Annotated in this window: 19 protein-coding genes; all 19 read right to left on the bottom strand. The window is 49.3% G+C overall.

All coding sequences use genetic code 11. The features are described 5' to 3' along the window. Positions 1-125: 125 nt before the first annotated feature. The 19 genes from QNN86_RS19295 to tssL all read right to left on the bottom strand — a co-directional run bounded on the left by QNN86_RS19295 (position 126) and on the right by tssL (position 22,102). Positions 126-1,307, bottom strand: coding sequence for a hypothetical protein (locus QNN86_RS19295; RefSeq protein WP_279277680.1), 1,182 nt, complete (start codon positions 1,305-1,307; stop codon positions 126-128). A 3-nt stretch (positions 1,308-1,310) separates the two neighbouring features. Further along, positions 1,311-1,568, bottom strand: a complete 258-nt coding sequence (locus tag QNN86_RS19290) for a PAAR domain-containing protein (RefSeq protein ID WP_137399239.1) — start codon at positions 1,566-1,568, stop codon at positions 1,311-1,313. A 25-nt stretch (positions 1,569-1,593) separates the two neighbouring features. Next, the gene (locus QNN86_RS19285) at positions 1,594-2,472 is read right to left on the bottom strand and encodes a hypothetical protein (RefSeq protein WP_414212225.1); all 879 of its coding nucleotides are present in this window, start codon (positions 2,470-2,472) and stop codon (positions 1,594-1,596) included. A gap of 29 nt (positions 2,473-2,501) precedes the next feature. Then, on the bottom strand, positions 2,502-3,446 hold the full coding sequence (locus QNN86_RS19280) for a formylglycine-generating enzyme family protein (protein ID WP_414212223.1): 945 nt from the start codon (positions 3,444-3,446) through the stop codon (positions 2,502-2,504). Next, positions 3,443-4,231 carry a formylglycine-generating enzyme family protein gene (locus tag QNN86_RS19275; protein ID WP_279277677.1) on the bottom strand — a complete coding sequence of 263 codons (789 nt, stop codon included), beginning with the start codon at positions 4,229-4,231 and terminating at the stop codon, positions 3,443-3,445. Before QNN86_RS19275 ends, QNN86_RS19280 begins: the two co-directional genes overlap by 4 nt. Continuing rightward, positions 4,162-4,392 carry a hypothetical protein gene (locus QNN86_RS19270; RefSeq protein WP_279277676.1) on the bottom strand — a complete coding sequence of 77 codons (231 nt, stop codon included), beginning with the start codon at positions 4,390-4,392 and terminating at the stop codon, positions 4,162-4,164. Before QNN86_RS19270 ends, QNN86_RS19275 begins: the two co-directional genes overlap by 70 nt. After that, the gene (locus QNN86_RS19265; RefSeq protein ID WP_279277675.1) at positions 4,389-5,348 is read right to left on the bottom strand and encodes a formylglycine-generating enzyme family protein; all 960 of its coding nucleotides are present in this window, start codon (positions 5,346-5,348) and stop codon (positions 4,389-4,391) included. The genes QNN86_RS19270 and QNN86_RS19265 overlap by 4 nt, the downstream gene beginning before the upstream one ends. Continuing rightward, a complete protein-coding gene (locus QNN86_RS19260) occupies positions 5,348-7,186 on the bottom strand; it encodes a hypothetical protein (protein WP_279277674.1) in 1,839 nt (612 codons plus the stop codon). The genes QNN86_RS19265 and QNN86_RS19260 overlap by 1 nt, the downstream gene beginning before the upstream one ends. Positions 7,187-7,224: 38 nt before the next feature. After that, complete coding sequence (locus QNN86_RS19255; protein ID WP_279277673.1) at positions 7,225-7,671, bottom strand: hypothetical protein; 447 nt, start codon at positions 7,669-7,671, stop codon at positions 7,225-7,227. A 54-nt stretch (positions 7,672-7,725) separates the two neighbouring features. Beyond that, positions 7,726-8,694 carry a formylglycine-generating enzyme family protein gene (locus QNN86_RS19250; RefSeq protein ID WP_279277672.1) on the bottom strand — a complete coding sequence of 323 codons (969 nt, stop codon included), beginning with the start codon at positions 8,692-8,694 and terminating at the stop codon, positions 7,726-7,728. A gap of 11 nt (positions 8,695-8,705) precedes the next feature. After that, positions 8,706-9,674 (bottom strand): formylglycine-generating enzyme family protein, encoded by a 969-nt coding sequence (locus QNN86_RS19245; RefSeq protein ID WP_279277671.1) that lies wholly within the window; start codon positions 9,672-9,674, stop codon positions 8,706-8,708. A gap of 11 nt (positions 9,675-9,685) precedes the next feature. After that, positions 9,686-10,657: a formylglycine-generating enzyme family protein gene (locus QNN86_RS19240; protein WP_279277670.1), complete on the bottom strand. Its 972-nt coding sequence runs from the start codon at positions 10,655-10,657 to the stop codon at positions 9,686-9,688. Beyond that, complete coding sequence (locus QNN86_RS19235; RefSeq protein WP_414212218.1) at positions 10,654-12,870, bottom strand: ATPase; 2,217 nt, start codon at positions 12,868-12,870, stop codon at positions 10,654-10,656. Before QNN86_RS19235 ends, QNN86_RS19240 begins: the two co-directional genes overlap by 4 nt. Before the next feature lie 15 nt (positions 12,871-12,885). Continuing rightward, entirely contained in the window at positions 12,886-15,396 is a 2,511-nt protein-coding gene (locus QNN86_RS19230) for a type VI secretion system Vgr family protein (protein WP_414212216.1), read from the bottom strand. A 376-nt stretch (positions 15,397-15,772) separates the two neighbouring features. Beyond that, positions 15,773-16,420: a hypothetical protein gene (locus tag QNN86_RS19225; protein ID WP_414212214.1), complete on the bottom strand. Its 648-nt coding sequence runs from the start codon at positions 16,418-16,420 to the stop codon at positions 15,773-15,775. A 77-nt stretch (positions 16,421-16,497) separates the two neighbouring features. After that, positions 16,498-19,122 carry a type VI secretion system ATPase TssH gene (tssH, locus tag QNN86_RS19220; protein ID WP_414212212.1) on the bottom strand — a complete coding sequence of 875 codons (2,625 nt, stop codon included), beginning with the start codon at positions 19,120-19,122 and terminating at the stop codon, positions 16,498-16,500. Between the two features lie 161 nt (positions 19,123-19,283). Beyond that, entirely contained in the window at positions 19,284-19,775 is a 492-nt protein-coding gene (tssD, locus tag QNN86_RS19215; RefSeq protein ID WP_182270977.1) for a type VI secretion system tube protein TssD, read from the bottom strand. A gap of 17 nt (positions 19,776-19,792) precedes the next feature. After that, positions 19,793-21,457: an OmpA family protein gene (locus tag QNN86_RS19210; protein ID WP_414212210.1), complete on the bottom strand. Its 1,665-nt coding sequence runs from the start codon at positions 21,455-21,457 to the stop codon at positions 19,793-19,795. Positions 21,458-21,460: 3 nt separating this feature from the next. After that, a complete protein-coding gene (gene tssL / locus QNN86_RS19205; RefSeq protein ID WP_414212208.1) occupies positions 21,461-22,102 on the bottom strand; it encodes a type VI secretion system protein TssL, short form in 642 nt (213 codons plus the stop codon).

The raw sequence follows: 22,102 nt of genomic DNA, 5'->3' as shown, positions 1-22,102 counted from the left end.
GGTCGGAATGTGAATCAATGGGTTTTCTACCCAGATGAAAAATCCCCCTAAAATTATTATCAGCATAACAATAAACCACGTATTCATACGCTTATTATTTCTCACATCATCCTCCTTCACCCAGGTTATACCGGATGAACAATAAGCATATGCGGGGTTTTATCATTAATTAATAGCCATTGTGCCATATTTGATTTAACAGCATGCTCACTAGCACATATTAAAATGACATTCCCAACTACCGAGTTCAGCCTGCCGAATGTATCATCCAACACGAAATCTCCTTTTTTCGATAACATATATCCAGATTGTTCCATTAACTGGAGTGCCAGCGCCAATGTTTCGCTTTGTATCTGGCTACGCCAAAAAAACCACGGCAGATCTGTCGTTATATTTCCCCATAAACTCAAGGTTGTTACTGATTCCACAGACTCGCCCATAACTACCGGACGATGTATCCATGACTGCGGCGTTATATGATGTTGAGTTAACCAAGCTGTTGAGGCCAACAATATAGCAGATACCGATTCGACCTGCTGGTCTCGTGGTTCAAGGAACAAATTAATCTCAATAGAAAGAATTAATATCGACTCCTGACAATCCAGACACTTATCAATCCACATTATTCCGTCACTTTCTGCACAGATAGTCAGATTTTGGTCATCGAAAGATGATAAACAAACTCGACGCCAAACAGTATTAATCGTTTCATTCTTCAGCGTACCATCATGTTGAATACGGATATGGAGATTCCCAGAAAACTTCTCTAATTCAGGTTGTAACTGTCGGATAATATCCGTTAGTAATTTTTCCATGCGTAGCAGATAACCGTCCTCACTCACATCTCTAAGTTGTGGGGAGATTAGTGCAGTACTTAACATCCTCTGGTATTGAGGGTAAAAAAATGGTTGAAGCTCACTCCCCCCTTGTAAAAGCGCTGCTGCCAGTTTATTTCTGGCGACTGGCGTAATATATGCTGTTGCCAACACCCCCATAGCTAATTTTCCTAAAGCAACCTGCTCATCGTATTGTTGCTGATGTAAGTGATTCCACCAAATGACACGATCGCGTTCATTCTCATAACGTCGCAATTGAAAAATATAACCCATAAAACCAATCAAAAAAGGAACAAAAAGAGAGCAAAACCAAAACCAGATTGTATGTGTAGATTCATTTTCACGCCAAAATGAGAATACTAATATTGCTCCAAAAAAAACACAGAGAAGTATAGTAATTAACCAACGAAATTTATCTGGAGGGACTGGTAACTCGGTTTTCTCTGGGATCTTCTTAAGCTCGATTGGCATATATCACATTCTTCCCGCAATAGGTAATGATGAAATTAATGTACAACCACACCCACAACGATGACCATGAAGCGCAATAGGTTTACCATTAATCCGGGAACCTATATCACCTTCGATAATTATCGTTTTACCATGTACGGGACAGAATACTTTATCCATCATGCACGAAACAGGTAACCCCATAAATAGAACACCAGTGCTGCCTTCAAGAACAATCCCACCGTGCGTTGTTTTATCCGTCATACGAATAACTCCAAGCATACTCTACCCCTTATTTTTGTGAATACTAGCTGATATCAATAGATAGCATCTTCCACATGCTAGCTTCCTGAATCATTATGACGGTAATATCACGTATATTACCGTTTTTAAACGTAACACTTCCTGAAAGTACACCTCTATCACCTTCGACAGAAATATTATTAAAACTATAATCCTCTATGCTTTCAAAATTATAAGATTTCATTGCCAACTTAAAACCTTCACTTGTAATCTCCTCACGCATCTCACTAGCAGTTTGCGCATAGGCTAAGATATATGAATTATCACGTAACAAATCTATTTCAGATCTTGCCGCCTCCTTAACACCAGTCGTCATAAAAAATATGAAGGAGAGAATAGATATTGTTAGAATAGCGACAAATGCCAGACAGGAAAAAACTTTCCATTTCGCTGTTCTTTTCTTTCCAGCAGAAAAAGTTGACTTAACACGCCAACCAGATTCTTTTATGACATTAAACAAAGGAGCTGTTACACTGGATGATTCAAAGTCGTAACTATAAATCTTCCCAAATCCACCATTCTCTTTTAGCCCCCAGGCACCACCAAATTTGAATTCCTTCCTCCGTCCTAACTGAAATTCTTTTTTAAAACCAACCTTCCCCGGTCCTGCCTCCCATTCACTACTGGTTGATTTTTCCTGATAGCTAACCTGCTTACCAACATCATCAAATACAAGCTTAATCTGAAAACTTTCTTTCAGGCCACCAGCGTCATAAATATTAGACCAGTTAGCGTCAACATAATTACAAATGACAACAATATCATCCTTATCTTCCTGTATAACGAATGGAACATCTTGAACTTCATTTAAATCCAATAATCGTTTCTTTAAAGAAATTAAAGTACAAGGCCCGTTTGATGACGTAGAAACATTCTGATTCATATTTATTCCTTCTCAATTAATAAATAATACTAAACGCTTATTTCACCGCCTCCGCAGCGTACGGTGGTGCCATCGGGATAAGGCTTGTCCTTAATGGCATAGCCGCGGAAAAAGGTGAGACCCACATCAAACCCGGGAGAAGGATTGTCACCTCCGCGGCGGACCTTCATGTATTGCCCATTATCTTCATCCAGGATGACGCCCTTCTCCGGACCCTGCGGATCCTGGCGCGGGGATTTCGCGTAATAGTCCGGGTCGTACCAGTCGCTCACCCACTCGTAGCCGTTCTCTGACATGCCGTACAGCCCGCCGGGGGTCGGCGGATAACGATCGACAGCATAACGCACGAAGGAACTGTCCACCCCGGTGGCCTCTTCCGTTGCCTGGCGGTCCTCGCTGGTACCGTAGTTTTCACCGCGACCGGTTTTTTCATCCTCACGCCAGTCGCCGTCATCCGTTGCCACCAGAATATACTGACCCCGGTCACGCGCCGCGTACTCCCACTGCGCTTCCGTCGGCAGGGAAAACGGCAGCCCTGTCTCCTTTTTCAGCCAGCGGCAGTAGCTGTCGGCCTCGTGCCATAACACCACCGCCGGACTGTTTTTAAAATGGTTCATATCCGCCAGCGTTTTATTATCGTATTGATCTTTGTAACGTAACTCCGGAAACCCCGCTATTTTCAGATAAAAAGCGTAATCCTCATGGGTCACCTTGAAATGACCGATGGAATAGCTGCTCAGCGTCACCTCATGCAGCGGCTTGGTATCTTTTTCCGAAGAGCAGCGCGCGCCCTCGCCATGCGTGCGGGAGCAAAAATCTCCCATCCAGAACGTGCCGCCCGGAATAAAAACCAGATCGCCGGTAATGCGTTGCAGGTATTGTGCTAATTCCGCGTTATCCCGTACCGCCGGTTCCGGTTTATCGCAACCGCTCAGCAACAGCAGTAGCGCCAGGCTATATTTTCCGACTGTCATTTCACCGCCTCCGCAGCGTTCACCGCACAGCGTACGGTGGTACCATCGGGAAAATAGTTATCCTTAATGGCATAGCCGCGGAAAAAGGTCAGGCCTACATCAAACCCGGGAGAAGGATTGTCACCTCCACGGCGGACCTTCAGGTATTGCCCAGTTTTTTTATTTTTGATGACCGGTTTTTTCGGACCCTGCGGATCCCGGTGCGGGGATTTCGCGTAATAGTCCGGGTCATACCAGTCGCTCACCCACTCGTAGCCGTTCTCTGACATGCCGTACAGCCCGCCGGGGGTCGGCGGATAACGATCGACGGCATAACGCACGAAGGAACTGTCCACCCCGGTGGACTCTTCCGTTGCCTGGCGGTCCTCGCCGGTGGCGTAGTTTTCACCGCGCCCGGTTATCTCATCCTCATGCCAGTCGCCGTCATCCGTTGCCACCAGAATATACTGACCCCGGTCACGCGCCGCGTACTCCCACTGCGCTTCCGTCGGCAGGGAAAACGCCAGCCCCGTCTCCTTTTTCAGCCAGCGGCAGTAGCTGTCAGCCTGGGTCCATGACACCACGGCCGGACTATTTTTAAAATGAGTCATATCCGCCAGCATTTTATTCCGCCATTCTTTATCAAACTGCTGGGCAGGTAACCCCGCCATTTTCAGATAAAAAGCGTAATCCTCATGGGTCACCTTGAAACGACCGATGGAATAGCTGCTCAGCGTCACCTCATGCAGCGATTTGGTATCTTTTTCCGAAGAACAGCGCGCCCCTCGCCATGCGTGCGGGAGCAAAAATCCCCCATCCAGAACGTGCCACCCGGAATAAAAACCAGATCGCCGGTGATGCGTTGCAGGTATTGTGCTAATTCCGCGTTATCCCGCACCGCCGGTTCCGGTTTATCGCAACCGCTCAGCAGCAGCACCAGCACCAGGCTATATTTTCCGACCGTCATTTCATCGCCTCCGCAGCGTTCACCGCACAGCGTACGGTGGTACCATCGGGATAAGGCTTGTCCTTGATGGCATAGCCGCGGAAAAAGGTCAGGCCCACATCAAACCCGGGAGAAGGACGATAACCTCCACGCCGGACCTTCATATATTGCCCATTATCGTCATCCAGGATGACACCCTTTTCCGGTCCCTGTGGATCCTGGCGCGGGGATTTCGCGTAATAGTCCGGGTCATACCAGTCGCTCACCCACTCGTAGCCGTTCTCTGACATGCCGTACAGCCCGCCGGGAGTCGGCGGATAACGATCGACGGCATAACGCACGAATAAACTTTCCACCCCGGTGGCCTCTTCCGTTGCCTGGCGGTCCTGGCTGGTACCGTAGTTTTCACCGCGCCCGGTTTTCTCATCCTCACGCCAGTCGCCGTCATCCGTTGCCACCAGAATATACTGGCCCCGGTCACGCGCCGCGTACTCCCACTGCGCTTCCGTCGGCAGGGAAAACGGCAGCCCCGTCTCCTTTTTCAGCCAGCGGCAGTAGCTGTCGGCCTCGCTCCATGACACCACCGCCGGACTGTTTTTAAAATGGTTCATATCCGCCAGCGTTTTATTATCGTATTGATCTTTGTAACGTAACTCCGGTAATCCCGCCATTTTCAGATAAAAAGCGTAATCCTCATGGGTCACCTTGAAACGACCGATGGAATAGCTGCTCAGCGTCACCTCATGCAGCGGTTTGGTATCTTTTTCCGAAGAGCAGCGTGCCCCCTCGCCATACGTGCGGGAGCAAAAATCCCCCATCCAGAACGTGCCGCCCGGAATAAAAACCAGATCGCCGGTGATGCGTTGCAGGTATTGTGCTAATTCCGCGTTATCCCGCACCGCCGGTTCCGGTTTATCGCAACCGCTCAGCAACAGCAGTAGCGCCAGGCTATATTTATAGATTCGGTTATTTTCCATTAATCGTTATTCTCCCACTTTTGCTGATACTGTGGTTCAACCGGTACAAAATGACACAGTGAGCTATAAAATGGATTATCATCACAATGCAGCTTATATTGCTTACTGCAGTTGGGAGAAAAAGAATAGCCGTAGGTTGGTTTTTTCTTTAAACGCGACACAAGCTCATCGAAATCACGTAGTTCTAGTTTATCGATGATGTTATCCAACTCGTCATCACTATCAATGCCCGTCTGCAAGAATATCCGGATATTCTTTTGTGCCATTTTAACAACCGCATCCTCATTCCCCGGATACACCGTTCCCGTTGCTGTGATGCGCGTCAATACCTTTTTCCACTCCCGTTTAGTTTGAATACTGGACAAAATAAATAATACCGCTTTTTTTCGTTCATGGTTGGTATCCGGGATGAAGCCATCCCCCTGGTTATTGATATCAATGCGATCGTACGCACCGTCTAAGGTCAGGATATACAGGGCAGACCCTTTTGCCTCTGGTGAATAAAGATATACATTGCCAGGGTTGCTATTAATTTCAGACGCAAATTTATTGCGTTTTGCCGACTGGTCTCTTGCTGTCATAATTTCTGCAAATGTTTTCTTAACAAACCCAGAGAAATCTTTGAGAACATCATCAAAGTCAGCTTGGACTTTATCATAATACTCTTGGTATTTTTTCTCCTGGTCCATCAACAAAATATATCCCAAAGCCTTAAATGCATCTTCCTCAATAATCACCCAGTGCTTATAATCCATACCATAGAGTTGATAGATAACCCATACTGCGAACTCCATAAACAGTTCAGGCGTAATTTCGCCCTCCACAAATCCCTTCGCGCCGGGGCCCAAACACAAACTGCCATGAATATGAAACCTGAATCGTCCTTTAACAAAGCGAACCCTAAATTCACCGCTGGCCCCAGCACCTAACTGAACTTCGCCACCGACTTTAAGTGAACCAAAATCCTGAAATGTTCCCAAATGATCGTCTTTCTTTTTATCATTCTCTTTTCTGTGTTGAATTAATTTTGCCATTGCTGCGGATTCAAGCATTAATTCAGGATCAAGACCTAATTTTCTTAACATGGCCGGGATTTCCGCAACCAGTGAAGTAAAGGGCTTCAGCCACTGTAATGTTCCCCCTAAACTTGCGCCGACTTTAGCACCACCAAAGGCTTCAGCTTTTACTTCCAGCCCCTTTTTTGCTTTGCCTTTATTACCTTTAACTTTTACACCTTCTTTTCGTTCTGCAAATGTCGAACTTTTGGTGCGATTACCCATTAATAACTGTTTATTATTATGTGTCACAAACTGTAGGTTAGCTTCTACCTTAGCCGACGCGCCAACATACCCTGTTAACTCCCCGTCTATCTTTGCCCTCAGCACACCAATATTGGCTTCATCCGTATCATTAATCATAAATTTAAGCGGCCAGCCGGTTCGGTCTGGAACATAAATAGTAGAATTAACTTTCCCGGAAAAAACCGTGAGTTCAGCCTGAGCCTCACCTTTGATTTGTGCTTGTCCAGTATCAGGGTTCCAGCTATTAAAAGTGGAAGCATTCGCTGTCAGGCGCATAAATTGAGCACCCGCAGAAACATCAATATGCTCCCCTGTTTTATTATAGGCTTTATCATTCCACACAGAAGCCCACTCAGTTAATGTATCTTCATACTTGATGTTGGCACTAACAATCATTGTGCGATCCATCATTTGTTTGATCTTTACCCTGGCCGCTTTCAATTTCTCTGATAAAGATTTTATATCAATACCAATGATATTATTGTCTTTATCTTTGGTGAAAATCTTATCACCACTAAAATCATCCACGGAAATCACTGTGAATTTTTCTTCAAACTTCTTATAATCTTCTTCTTTTATATAGGAATAAAATCGACCAAATGCCTTTTTTTAACATCTTCAATGGGTATTAGCTCAATTATGGGTTTGTATCCGCTTTCTTCCCTGAACTCGCCTAACTCCTGTTGTAGATTTTTAGTTGCTGTTTGTAGCTCACCTTCGGCCTTTGAAATTTCCTTTTCCAGTTCAGGCAATCGGTCCTTATTGGCAGTATCCTTTAACTGCACACCATATTTTTCAATAGTGTTTGAATATTTTTTCTTTGCAATATGATGTGTGTTTACCAGATTGCTCAGCTTGCTCATTGCGTCCTCAAACGCGCTGGCATCCGCTTCATCAATAAAGATTAATTGTAATTTTTCAATCCTGAAATAACATTGGCAAGATTTGACAATCACAACTTTTACATTCGATTCAACTTTACTTAGTTTATGATCTGCTGCTGGCTTATCTGATTCACTCATAATCTTTTCCTTGATTATTCAGATGTATAATGCCTGTAAAAACGGATGATCACCTCACTTCACCGGACTCGGGTGGTTAACGGCGCAGCGCACGGTTTTGTCGGTTGGTGGATAGCCTTTATTTCCCGGATCGGTTTTATAGCGCACCATGGTCAGCCCGCGCCCCGGCCCTGAGTAGTCCTGGCTGCGCAGCACCCGCGTGTAGTACCCGTCCGGGTCTTTGAATACCGGCTGCTCCGGACCCTGCGGGTCTTTTACCGGCGAATGGCTGTAGTATTCCGGGTCATACCAGTCCTTCATCCATTCCCAGCCGTTTCCGGCCATGTCGTATATCCCCAGCGGATTGGGGGGACGGAAATCCCGGGGAAGGGAGGAAGCAATATCTAAAGAGCTTTCGCTTTGACGGGCATAAATTTCCCGGTCCGTGGCGGTGGCTACATTGATACCTTTCTGACCTTCAATACGTATTGTGCCATCGTCGGTGGGCGCCACCACATATTTACCCCGGCTACGCGCCGCGTATTCCCACTGCGCCTCCGTCGGCAACGAGAACGGCAGGCCCGTCATTTCTCCCAGCCACGCGCAGTACCGTTCCGCTTCGTGCCAGTCCACGCGGGCTGGCGTATCCGGGATCCGTTTCCTGTCATTCCAGTCCCTCCCGTTTAAACGCCCCTTAACCTCTCGGCCCTTCAGGCCATTCCAGGCCAGATAATACTGGTACTGCTGGTTGCTGGCTTTGAACTTACTCAGCGAATAGCTGCTTAACTCCACCTGGTGTAAAGGCTTGCTGTCTTTACGCCCGTCGTACTGCAGCCTTTCCACACCATATTCCTCGCCAAAATCCCCCATCAGGTATTCACCGCCTTCCACAAATACCAGCTCTGACTTTATCTGCGCCACAAACGCCTGCAGCCGGGCCTGGTCTTCCGCACTGTGCCGGGGGGTGACTGAGGTGGGGTTTTGATCGCAGCCAGATGCTACGACCATCACAATGGCACACAGCCACAACCTGTCGTTTTTCATTATCACAGCCCTCACTTCACCGGACTCGGATGGTTAACGGCGCAGCGCACAGCTTTGTCGTCAGGAGAGTAACGCCTACTGTCCGGGTCAGCCTTATAGCGCACCATCGTCAGCCCGCGCCCCGGTCCCGAGAAGTCCTGGCTGCGCAGCACCCGCGTGTAGTACCCGTCCCGGTCTTTGAATACCGGCTGCTCCGGGCCCTGCGGGTCTTTTACCGGCGAATGGCTGTAGTATTCCGGGTCATACCAGTCCTTCATCCATTCCCAGCCGTTTCCGGCCATGTCGTATATCCCCAGCGGATTGGGGGGACGGAAATCCCGGGGAAGGGAGGAAGCAATATCTAAAGAGCTTTCGCTTTGACGGGCATAAATTTCCCGGTCCGTGGCGGTGGCTACATTGATACCTTTCTGACCTTCAATACGTATTGTGCCATCGTCGGTGGGCGCCACCACATATTTACCCCGGCTACGCGCCGCATATTCCCATTGTGCCTCCGTCGGCAACGAGAACGGCAGGCCCGTCACCTCCCCCAGCCATGCGCAGTACCGCTCCGCTTCGTGCCAGTCCACGCGGGCTGGCGTATCCGGGATCCGTTTCCTGTCATTCCAGTCCCTCCCGTTTAAACGCCCCTTAACCTCTCGGCCCTTCAGGCCATTCCAGGCCAGATAAAACTGGTACTGCTGGTTGCTGGCTTTGAACTTACTCAGCGAATAGCTGCTTAACTCCACCCGGTGCAAAGGCTTGCTGTCTTTACGCCCGTCGTACTGCAGTCTTTCCACGCCATACTCTTCGCCAAAATCCCCCATCAGGTATTCACCGCCTTCCACAAATACCAGCTCTGACTCTATCTGCGCCACAAACGTCTGCAGCCGGGCCTGGTCTTCCGCACTGTGCCGGGGGGTGACTAAGGCGGGCTTTTGATCGCAGCCAGATGCTGCGACCATCACAATGGCACACAGCCACAACCTGTCGTTTTTCATTATCACAGCCCTCATTTCACCGGACTTGGGTGGTTAACGGCGCAGCGCACAGCTTTGTCGTCAGGAGAGTAACGCCTACTGTCCGGGTCAGCCTTATAGCGCACCATGGTCAGCCCGCGCCCCGGTCCCGAGAAGTCCTGGCTGCGCAGCACCCGCGTGTAGTACCCGTCCCGGTCTTTAAATACCGGCTGCTCCGGACCCTGCGGGTCTTTTACCGGCGAATGGCTGTAGTATTCCGGGTCATACCAGTCCTTCATCCATTCCCAGCCGTTTCCGGCCATGTCGTAAATCCCCAGTGGATTGGGGGGACGGAAATCCCGGGGAAGCGGGGATAGCCACTTGAGGGTCAGGCCTGCCTTTTTTGCATACTCTTCAGCATCCAGCTCAGTGGCAATATTGATGCCCCTGCGATTTTCTATACGTATCGTGCCATCGTCGGTGGGCGCCACCACATATTTACCCCGGCTACGCGCCACGTATTCCCATTGCGCCTCCGTTGGTAGCGAGAACGGCAGGCCCGTCACCTCCCCGAGCCACGCGCAGTACCGCTCCGCTTCATGCCAGTCCACGCGGGCTGGCGTATCCGGGATCCGTTTCCTGTCATTCCAGTCCCTCCCGTTTAAACGCCCCTTAACCTCTCGGCCATTCAGGCCATTCCAGGCCAGATAAAACTGGTACTGCTGGTTGCTGGCTTTGAACTTACTCAGCGAATAGCTGCTTAACTCCACCCGGTGCAAAGGCTTGCTGTCTTTACGCCCGTCGTACTGCAGCCTTTCTACACCATACTCTTCGCCAAAATCCCCCATCAGGTATTCACCGCCTTCCACAAATACCAGCTCTGACTTTATCTGCGCCACAAACGTCTGCAGCCGGGCCTGGTCTTCCGCACTGTGCCGGGGGGTGACTGAGGTGGGGTTTTGATCGCAGCCAGCCATCGCGCTGACTGCCAGGCACAGGAGTAATAACGGATACTTTATCTTCATGACCATTCCTCAGAATTTGCGCCAGACAGCGGTGAAAATGTTCCCATACGTGGATAAAAGGGGTTATCCGCCGTCGTTAAGCGATACGCAGTGGTATTGTTCATCGTCAGGGCATACCCCCAGGCAGGCGTCGTTCTTAATCTCTTATAGATAAGATCCATTTCACGGTCTTTATCGAAACCTTCCTGCAGAAAACGCCTTACCGCGTTCATTGAATTTTGCGCCACCATATATTTTAAGGCAGAGTTCCCCTCTGCCATACCACTCCCACTGGTATTAAATCGGCTAAATATCTGGAACCATTCCCGCTGCGTCTGAATGGATTGTAAAACAACAATAATCGCTTGTTTGCGCTCCTGATAAATATCGATAAAATAATCACCGCGATTATCAAAATCAAAATGGTCTGAGGTACCGTGGCGGGTAAGCAGGTAGAGTAATATTCCTTTGGCCTCAGGGGTACGCATCAGAATTAAATCAGGATTATTAATGATTTTTGTTGCCAACTGATTTCGTCTTTCCGATTCATCAAAGGCGGATTCAATACTATTCACCAGGCTATTAAATTCTTTACCAATTGTGATTAGCGTTTCTTGTGAACTCCTTAGCCCTTTAGCTATTGACTCCTCCATATCTGAAAGTAATAAAACACTAACCTGGGTAAATGCCTCAAAAGCTTTCTGTGCCATTATTTCGAAAAAGGCGTAGTCTAATCCATACAACTGATAAATGAGCCATTTTGAAAATTCATAAAATTTGTCGAAATCCACTTCAGCTTCAAAACTGCCTTTTGCCCCGAGTCCGACACAGAGGCTGGCCGCGATTTTGAAGCAAAACTTACCGTTAACAAAATCACACTGAAAAGTACCACCAATTCCGGCGCCGGCCATTCCGACCAGGCTTTCAGTAAAGGTACAAAAATCGGCGAACTCGTTAGCTTCTTTGGCATCGTCTCCGGTCTTGCCCTGGCGTACGGTTAGTTCCGGCGGCTGCAACCACTGTACTCCACCTGCAAGCTTTAGTTCTGCGCGCGCGCCGCCAAAAGCTTCTGCGCTAACTTTGGCACCATCTTCGTTTTCCTCTCTGGCCTTATGGAAGGTTGCACCGTTCACATGCCGTTCACTAAATCTCGGTAGACGCCCGGCGCTGTTACCCATAATCATTTGCTTACCGCCATAGGTGGTAATCTGCAATTGCGCTTCAGCCTGGGCAGAGGCGCCCACAAAGCCAATAAGTGAGGTTTTCAGATAGACTCTGAGCATTCCCATTTTTAATGGTTCAGTTCGATTTTCAGGCTGAAATGTCAGGCTCCAGCCGACGCGATCCGGAAGATAAAATGTCGTTTCAACAATGCCAGAAGCCAGAGAAAGCGTGGCCTTAAACTCACCTTTGATAGCCAATTCTCCGGTTGATGGATCCCATTCCGCAGAAGCCGCCAAATTAGACGTGCAGCGCATGAACTGCGCACCAGCTGAAAAATCGATAAACTGGCCAATTTCTTTATGCGAAACCAAACTGTTATTCCAGCTTTCTGCCCAGCCCGTTAACGTCTCATCTATTAATTTCTTGTCAATTGGATCAAAAAGGTTTACACCTTTATTTTCGAACTCCAGATCTTTAATCTGCTTTTTTAATTTAGAAACTGATATTCCTGTTATATTACCATTTTCTCTTTTTAGGATACTATCCGCATCCGATTGTTTAAACTTTACTTTATGTCTGACTCCTGCTCCCAAATTATCAACATATCCTTTTTTAGCAAAAGCATAGCGTTTCTTAGTGCCAGCACCACCATTTTTTCGAGAGATAGGGATGAGCTCAACCACATCATCATAACCAGCACCTTCAGATTCAAACTTACCAATTACTTTTTGTATAGCATCTCTTTTGCCAGTTAAATTAGCTTCTTGACTAGCAATATTATTCTCTTTGTCAGTAAGGGCGGCACTTTCCTCTATTTTTGAATTTAATACGCCAAACTCCTCAACAGCTTTAGAATATCCCTCGTTAGCCTGATGAAATTCATCAACTGCCGTCATTATTTCACTGGCATGCTCATCAAGGTTTTTCGCTGCTGCCGTCGTTAAGAATAGTAACTCCTGATTTTCGGTACAATAATAGATATCACATGATTCATGTGATATCTGTACGGTGTTATTTTCTTTTTTACTTAACTGATTCTCTGCTACGGGTAATGTGGATGTCTCGCTCATGATACCAACCTGGTTTTATTCAAGGAATAACTTCATAGTCTGGGGTTCAAGGCCATAATGAGATTGGGTATATCCATTCTCATCAGTCACACCACGAATAGTTTCACCACTTTCAGTTTCAATACGATATTTAATGTACGGTTTAGGCTTCCCATCCCCTTTATCAACGATCTGAAAAGCACCATTCATAGGGTATTTGTATTGCGGGTCAGAAACACTCATCGGCTTAAGCGCTTTTTCCAGAATGCCTACTCCGCCCCACTGGATATCAAGACTTTTTAGCTTAAGACTCCCCGGCGCGCCAAGCTCGATGGATCCATCTTTGATTTTTATATACGCTCCGCCAGTACTGGTGAGTGTAATCCCCTGCTGGGCGTTTAAAACAACTTCACCATTAACGCTATTAATATTCATCGTTTTATCTGACTGCAATCGCATGGCATCAGTTTGTGCCTGAATATCGATCATTCCTCTGGCGGCAAAAATTTTCATACCCATTTTTTGGGCAAACAGACTGATTGCGTCTCCGGCGGCAACGGTCAGACGTTTAAACAACGTCAGATCTGCATTTTCTCCCGTTGTGACAGTTAAAGAATGGCCCGTGGTGAGCTGTATATTTTTGGGTGTGGCCACACCTATACCAGCAGGGGCATTCAGTAACAAACCCGCTCCTTTTAATTGCGCCAGTGTTTTCGTCAGTTCCTGCTGTGAAGCGATATCGGCATCAAGTGAACCGGATACTTTGGCACTACTCGCTAACGCTGTAACCAGTTCGAGTGCATTTTGCAGCTCAGCAATTGCAGCACGCATGTCCAACATCTCTCCCTGGGCCTGCGGCTGGTTATACGCACTAATTAAGACCCCTTTTCCGCCGCGTACCGCCACCCAGTCGTCTGTGCGCAGCTCGGCCCCTTCTCCCCGCAACGCACGCTGTGCATCCACGTTATGCCCAAGGTTCAGTTGCGTCTTCCCGCCGTACTCGGTGCTGAGCTTGATGTGCTCCTCGCCCCGTTTATCCTCCATACGCAGCTTGTTGTTCGCCGGCGTGCGGATGACGTTGCGCGTGTTGTTTGCGTCCGTCACGTGGTCCGGGTGCCGCGAGTCATGCAGCGCGTGGGCGATATACGGTCGGTCCGGGTCTCCCTCGTGGAACGCCACCGCCACCTCCGTACCCTGTATCAGCGGGAAGTGAATACCGTAGGTGTCGCCGCCGTAGGGTTTGGCAAGGCGCAGCAGCATGCTCTCATAGCCCTGCTGTTTGCTGTCCTGGTCTGCGTCGAACTTCACCCGGTACAACCCTTCCGCCGTCTGGTGAGCATACATATCCCCGCTCTTCGGGCTGCTGACCCGCGCCGTCAGCGTGCCGCTCACCTTCGGCCTCGGCTTCAGCGCCGGGCGCCAGCACTGCGTCTCACTGTACGGCACACCCGCCAGCGTCACCTTCAGCGCCTCCTTCCTGCTGCCGCTGAAACCGGTGCGGATGACCACCACCGGCTGCTGCAGCACGCCCGGCAGCGTCGACGGCACGCTGCTGTCCGTTACCGTCAGCACCTGCCCCGGACGCAGCCCTGCATCCGTACTCACACCCGTTATCAGCGTCTGCTCCGCCAGAAAACGCTCATGGTCCAGCCGCGCCCAGAAGTTCGCCGTCTCCGGGGCCGGGTCGGATGCATCCCCCGCCTCCAGATGACGCGGTTTGTAGTGATACACCTCGCCATAGCGCATCTCTTCACCCTCGCCACTGGTGATATCCGCCCTTGCCGACTGCAGCACTTTCTGCGCTTCACGGTGGTTGTAATCTTTCGCTGTCACCCCCGCAGGTGCCACCTGATACCGGATGTTCAGACTCCAGACGGAGTCTGCCCCGCTGTCGCTCATCCCTGACGGACTGTCCAGCGCCAGCCGTTTGTCAAACTCATACGCACTCTGCCTGTCCGCAAAATGCACCACTTCCGTGCGCGTATCCGGCTGCAGTGTGAAGAAGTAAAATATCCCCACTTCCGCCAGCAGACGCTCGATAAACGCCAGGTCACTCTCCTGATACTGATTTATCTGTTCACGCTTCGGATAACTCTGCGTCAGCGTGAACTCATACTCCCAGCCGCGCAGCGCGTGCTCCTGCAGGATTTCGCCCACCACCTCCGGGACCGATTTATTCACGAAGAAACGGTGCGTGCGGAACTGTTTATCCAGCAGGGAGAGATAAGGCTCCACGATGATTTCGTGGCTGACCTGGTCCCGCGACCCCGCCAGACGCCGGAAGTGGGTGACCACGCCGTGCACAAACTTCACCGGCCGGGCACTGAGTAATTCCCCGCCTTTCATCGTCAGTAACACCGGCTGGTTCAGGAACATATCGGCGGTCAGTTTAGGGCTGGTGCAGGTGAAATAAATCGAATAATGGTAGCGGACGCTTACCTGCTCCAGCCCCTCAAAACGCTCCACGTCTAATTTATACGGACATGAGGAAATAGTCAGACTATAGCGATTAAGCGAGGCTTCTGGTGTTGCTGGTTCCAAATTCATAGGGTTAACTCCGTTTAATAGCCCGACGTCAAAATCAGTTGAAAAAATGCGCTTTATAATTCATCAGAAAATTACTGCTCGCCATACCCCGATAAATAATCAGAACATCATTTATCAAACGCATATCGATAACTGACAAGCAACGCCCTTCGTGTTAAATTAAATCGTTATAGATAATCATCCCAATGACTACGCACGTGAGGCCAGAAAAGCCGCATCAAAACATACCCTAAAAAAATCAATGAAATGCTTACCGCACCCCAGAAATATCGATAATTATCTTCAGAAATAAAAAAGAACCAAATAGAAAAACCGATACCCATAGTGCATAAAATATCACCTACTGCGAATATACAAAAATACATTAAATATATAGTTATATTTCTAAACTTCCCAGACCATCCAGAAAACATTGGCAAACCTCATTAAAACAATCTATATTTGCATTACTAATATCAATCGCTTTCTCAAAGGGTTTCACAATATCCTCAACAAGGAAATAAAGAAGATCCAAATCCCCCCGATCTCTTAGCTTTTGATAGTGAGACGGATTTCTTTCGGCAAGATAGCGGGATGTATAGATTGCTCTGGATACCTCCGCCCCCACTGCAAGAATTGTACCTATAGCAGCACCTGAAAAAAACGCAGCGACCAATCTTTCTGAGATCAGAATACCAAGATTAATGCCAGTTAATTTAGAAAATAACACTTTCCCTGCAATATTCCCGGAAACCCTCTCCGCCATTAAAACAAGATTTACTCTGGAAGCAAAATCATCAATAAAAACCCCAATAACTTTACCTATCAACTCCTTATTGAATGTTACTCTCTTAATAAGTAACGCAAATCTGTATGTATCATTCTGATTATTCCAACGATGTTCTGTATCCAGAAAATCATAGGCCAGATACCCCATGCTCACTGGGAATGATATAAATCCTTTTGCCAGAGCACCTAAAAAACCAGAATGATCAACATTAATCGCATCGAGCATATCTTTTGCTATATCTTTTGCACTATCCATATTTAGTCCTTTAGAAAAAGGTACGACACAGCACAAAATAAAGCCCAGCGATATGCTTATCACTGGACTTTATTTTCTCATTCGGGATCTAATATGAGCTCAATGCCCCCTTCATCACTCCAGCCCAAGGTAAGCTGCTGTGGTTTTTGCTGCCGGGCAAGATACGTTAACAACTGCTGGCTGAGCACAGGCAATATTTGTTGATTCAGCAGACTGTCAATGTTCCTCGCCCCCGTATCCGGCAGCAGGCAAGCGGCGGTCAGGGCATCAAAAAGGTTCTCGGATATCGTTGTGGTGATACCGTAGTGACGCAGTAATCGCTGGCTAACCTGATCCAGTTTCATCTGTACAATCGTACGTAACGCCGGCTCACTGAGCGGATGGTAGATAATGGTCTGGAAGCGCGCCAACAAGGCTGGCTGGAAATGATCGCGCAAAAGTGGACGCAGCTGTTCGTGCAACTCAGACTCTGTTGCTTCCGGCTGTTCATTCAGCATTTGCATAATAGAGTCGCCGCCCAAATTGGAGGTCATCAAAATAACGGTGTTACGAAAATCAATTTCACGCCCTTCGCCATCGCGCATAAAGCCACGATCGAACACCTGATAGAACAGGTTCATGACGTCGCGATGTGCTTTTTCTACTTCATCCAGCAGCACCACGCTATAGGGGCGCTTTCGCACAGCTTCCGTCAGAACTCCGCCCTGACCATACCCTACGTATCCCGGAGGTGAGCCTTTGAGCTGGCTCACGGTATGCGGTTCCTGATATTCAGACAGATTAATGGTAATCAGCGATTTTTCACCGCCAAAGAGGATGTCGGCCAGCGCCAGTGCCGTCTCTGTTTTGCCGGTTCCGCTTGGCCCGGTAAGCAGAAACACACCCTGCGGGCCGTTTTCCGGCGTAAGACCCGTTTTTGATGCCCGCAAACGTTGCGCAATAGCGTTCAGCGCATACTCCTGACCAACAACGCGTTTACCCATTTGGGTTTCGAGCGTCAGCAAGTCGGCCTGAGAGTCCTTCATTAATGAGGAGAGAGGAACGCCTGTCCAGTCGGCAATCACCGTGGCAACGGTACGCGCATCCACATCCGGGAACAGCAAAGGAGTATCCTGCTGAAGTGCATTAAGCTTGTGCTGCAATTCAGTCGTTTCTGCCTGGCGAGAAATATCACGACGGCAGTCAATAAGCTGCTCAGTGAGGGCCATTTCCTGACCATACTGGGTTTCGCGTTCATCAAGTTCGACCAGCAGACGGTTTTCCTGCTGTTCAATTGCCGCCAGTCGTTCAGCATGTTGACCAGTGCCTACGGCGATATCTTCAAGTAGTCCCTGTTTTTCCATTTCAAGCGCAGTGATCTCTGACTTCAAACGCGTGAGGGGCTCAGGAACAGTATCAAGGCTCATCCGTACCCTGGCACCTGCGGTATCTAACAGATCAACGGCTTTGTCCGGCAATTGTCTTCCCGTAAGATAACGGCGAGAGAGCGTAACGGCGGTTTTGACCGCTTCATCGGTGATATGCACGCCGTGGTGTTCTGCATAGCGCGATTTCAAACCACGCAGCATCAGACAAGCCGTTTCATCATCCGGTTCATCCACTTTTACCATTTGAAAGCGCCGTTCCAGCGCAGCATCACGCTCAAAATATTGTTTATATTCGCTCCAGGTGGTCGCCGCGATGGTTCGCAGCTCCCCTCTGGCCAGGGCCGGTTTGAGCAGATTAGCCGCATCCGCGCCCCCCGCCTGATTACCGGCACCAATGATGGTGTGAGCTTCATCGATAAACAGCAAAACTGGCATTGGGGACTGCTGCACGGCATCAATAATGTTTTTCAACCGCTGTTCAAACTCGCCCTTCACTCCCGCTCCCGCCTGAAGCAGGCCAAGATCCAGGGTGCGCAGCGTCACCGATTTCAGGCTATCCGGTACGTTACCTTCAGTAATGCGAAGCGCCAGACCTTCTACCAGCGCGGTCTTACCCACTCCTGGCTCACCGACCAGAATCGGATTATTTTTCCGCCGACGTGACAATACATCCACCATCTGGCGAATTTCATTATCGCGACCAAATACCGGGTCGATATCGCCGGCACGCGCTTTCGCGGTCACATCCAGGGTAAATTTATCCAGTACACCTTGTAATGCTGGCGACAACGTCGACTGAGCCAGGCCAGGACGCACTTCGTCATCTGGGGAAACCTGCGCCAGAGCGGCTTCTTGCTGTCTTTCCGGACGCTCATCCGACTGGGCATTTAGTAACGGCAGGAGCCGTTCCAGTTGGGTATGCCCGGCGCTCAGAAGCGGCCACAAACCATCACACTTCAGTAGCGAAGGCTTTCCCACCAGCGCCATCAGCAGATGTACGCCGCGTATTTGCGAATTTTCATCCGTCGCGGCACATAGCCAGGCCTGTTGCATTAAAGAAATAAGCGGTTCTGACAGCTGCGGACGGCTTTTAACGGAACGAGACTGGACATCAAGATGTGCCAGCAACGACTGCCAGAGATTATCAATATCCCATTCATAGCGCCGAGCGATTACCGTAATATCGCCCTCCCCTTGCTCCAGTAACTTCAGTAACCAATGCTCAGGTGTAATTTCTGCATGCGCTCGCGTTTGACATAACGATGCCGCAGCTTCAAGAGCCTGCGCGCAGTAAGGGTTGAGGCGCCGTAATAACACTGCTGACTGATGTTCCATTTGCTTCCTGACTCCCTGTATCCAGACACGCTACCGCCCCTGGCCGTAATCCAATGCCCATAAGGTAATATTGACGTTGTCACTCTCTGCTGAACGTGCTTTCCAAGCGCTCAGCAGAGAGCAAAAAAAAACGGATGAGGAAATCCTCATCCGTTTGGGTATTACGCGGTGGTACGCTCGTTCCAGGCGTCTGAATGGATGATATTGCCATCCTTGTACGTCCAGACGATTTTCTCGTAGCGCAATTCAAGCTGCTCCAGGTGGTTGTGCTTCTCCTTGGCAGGGTCTTTGGTGTCGTGCATCACTGGATTAACTTTCACGACTTTGACGTTATGCAGAGTGGTGTTGAAGTACTCCACTTCCTGGCCCGCATCATTAATGCGATACCATTTAAATTCCGCCTGGCGCAGGGTTTGACCCGTGGTAACAGCCTTGTACAGATACGGGCTGGAGGCATCGATCTCCTTGGTGAACATGAACGGCGTATGAATACGCGTCCCGGTCAGCTTACCGGTGTTATTATCGGTAGGGATGTACAGGTTATGTTCCTGAGCCACCACTTCGATACTCCCCTCACGGTCTTTCACGTCAACAGAACCTTTGATGTCCGCGCCGCCGTCGTCCTTCAGCCATAAGTAGACTGGAATAGCCATAATTCTTTCTCCATTTTTTACTTCGCTAATGCGTCACCGCCTTCCGGTGACGGTTCCTTCATACCCGGCATCCGACAGGCATCAGCCTGCGGCACCAGGCTGATTTCTACACGACGGTTGGCTGCCCGACCTTCCGGCGTATGGTTCGATTTATTGGGGCGCGATTCACCGTAGCCCTGAACGGCAAAGCAGCTCTCATGTACGTCGCCAGTGTCACGCATCCAGTCACGAACGGACTCCGCGCGTTTGAGGGAAAGTTGCTGATTTGATTTCTCATCGCCCACATCATCGGTATGTCCGACGACAACAATCAGCCAGCCCGGTTTGGCTTTGATATTGACCAGTGCGGCGATGAGAATTTTTGTTGAGTCCGCTTTTAAGGCCCATTTGCCGGTATCAAACAGCGACATACTGTCGAGACGGACGGTTTGCGGTGCCACCATCTTCGGTTTCGCAGGAGGCACCCAATTACTGATAGCCGCCCGAAGCGGAGGAATCAGTCTCATACCCTGGTATAGGCCCATTGAAAGAGAAAGCGGTTCACCACGCTGGTACCAACGATCAAGTCGCTCGACATCACGCCGCAGTTGGTCCTGAGCCTGAATTTTAGGTTCGACGGGATTGCCGGTCAGACGGCTATATAAAGTCAGATGATCGTTTGTGATTCTGATCAGATGCTGGTTATTGATAAAGCTGAACAGCATCGCCAGACCAACAAAAACACCACACAGCAAGCCACTCACGCCTACTGTGCGTTGAAATGCCGTTAATGCCCGGCGACGAGATAAAAAAGACAAAGCCAGATCCGGAAATGGCAGTAAAACGGATTCAGAAGACACCGCAGGAGATAGCGTTGTCTGACTGGCAATATGCTGCTGCCACAGATTATTTTCTCTGCCGCTTAAAGAGGTGAAGCACACCACGCGCAAAGCCGAAAAAAGAGACGGCACATTACGCCCGGCATCACCTTGCACGCTTTCTAGCCAATTCAATACGTTATCCAGCCATATGGCATGGGTAAGGTGAAAATGGCGAGCCGGACGCTCTTCCGAAGAGAATGGGGCAAAATCGTCTAAGCCCGTGGCAGACTGCACTTCCGCATCCTGAGGCGTTCGAATAAACCAGCGCGCAGTCTCTTTACACTCAGGATAATTCAACCAACAGCACAACCATAACGGTGGTATTCCTGATAGCCAACGCCGACTCTGCATTACCACACGCCGCCAACTGAGCAGCATGTGCTTAAGCGCGTCTTCATCGTTATGCTGTTCCGGGGTCAACGCCAACATAACGGAAACCCGCATCAGAAGACCCGGACGTTGTACCGCTATTTGGCGAACCAGAACTGCAAAATGTTCCGGTGTCTGGACGCATAGATACCAGCCCTGTGAGCTTTCACAAGAAGCCCCCCGTGCGACAAACAATCGCTCACTATCACCACACACCAGTACCACCGGCCCGTGGAAACTTTCAGGAGGTAGAGGCACGTCAATACCCGAATGATCGGACGCAAGTTGGCTATAGCGACGCCGGCCATAAACGATCCCTGGAATTGCCAACACCAAAATCAGAACGCTAAGGCCGCCTCGCACACCGGTACTTACCGGGCTAAATCCCCAGATCAACAACAATGCCAACACGGTTGCCAGCAGGTAGTTCACGATCCCTCGTAACTGGATCATGTCTTAACCTTGTCCTATAAGCAGAGTAACCTGCTCCTGCAGGACGTGAGAAAATACCAGCCACATGGCACCTAACGTCACCGCCCCCAAAATCCAGGCCGACCACCAGCGACGCTGCCCACCAGAAAAACCTGAGGCCCGAATAACCACGGGAGCATCGTGCTTTAATTTAAAAGGCAGAGCCTGAGCCGCCAGCGCTTCAAGCACGTCCTCACGACGTTCATCTCCCTGCTCACGATAACGACCAACAAAACCGAGCGTGACCGCACGATAAAAACAGGTTAATACCGCGATATCGGGAACGGGCTCCCGAAGTACCGTACGGATACGTTCCCAAAGCTCTTCTCCGGCGTTGGTGGTATTGAAATAGCGGGCTTGCAATGGTGTGGCCAGCCAGGTGATGTAACCGCTGTCCTGCCGATTACGGTTCAATACGCTTTCATCCAGTAATGCACATTGCGTATACAGCATGTGTTCAACGCTATGATCGCTGTATCCCATTTCACACAAGGCTTCACGCGCAGAATCAACCCACTGGCAGGCGCGCCGATAGAGTGCGGCCCCATCGTCTACGTCGGCGCCACCACGTAGTTGGCTTACGGCAAGCCAGGCCGGCCAGAAAACCTGATCGATATCCTTATTCAT

Origin of the sequence: Citrobacter sp. C348 (assembly GCF_047467975.1) — a bacterium.
GTDB classification, from domain to species: domain Bacteria; phylum Pseudomonadota; class Gammaproteobacteria; order Enterobacterales; family Enterobacteriaceae; genus Citrobacter; species Citrobacter gillenii.
The sequence above is the reverse complement of the archived record's forward strand: the minus strand, read 5'-3'. Positions and strand labels throughout refer to the sequence as shown.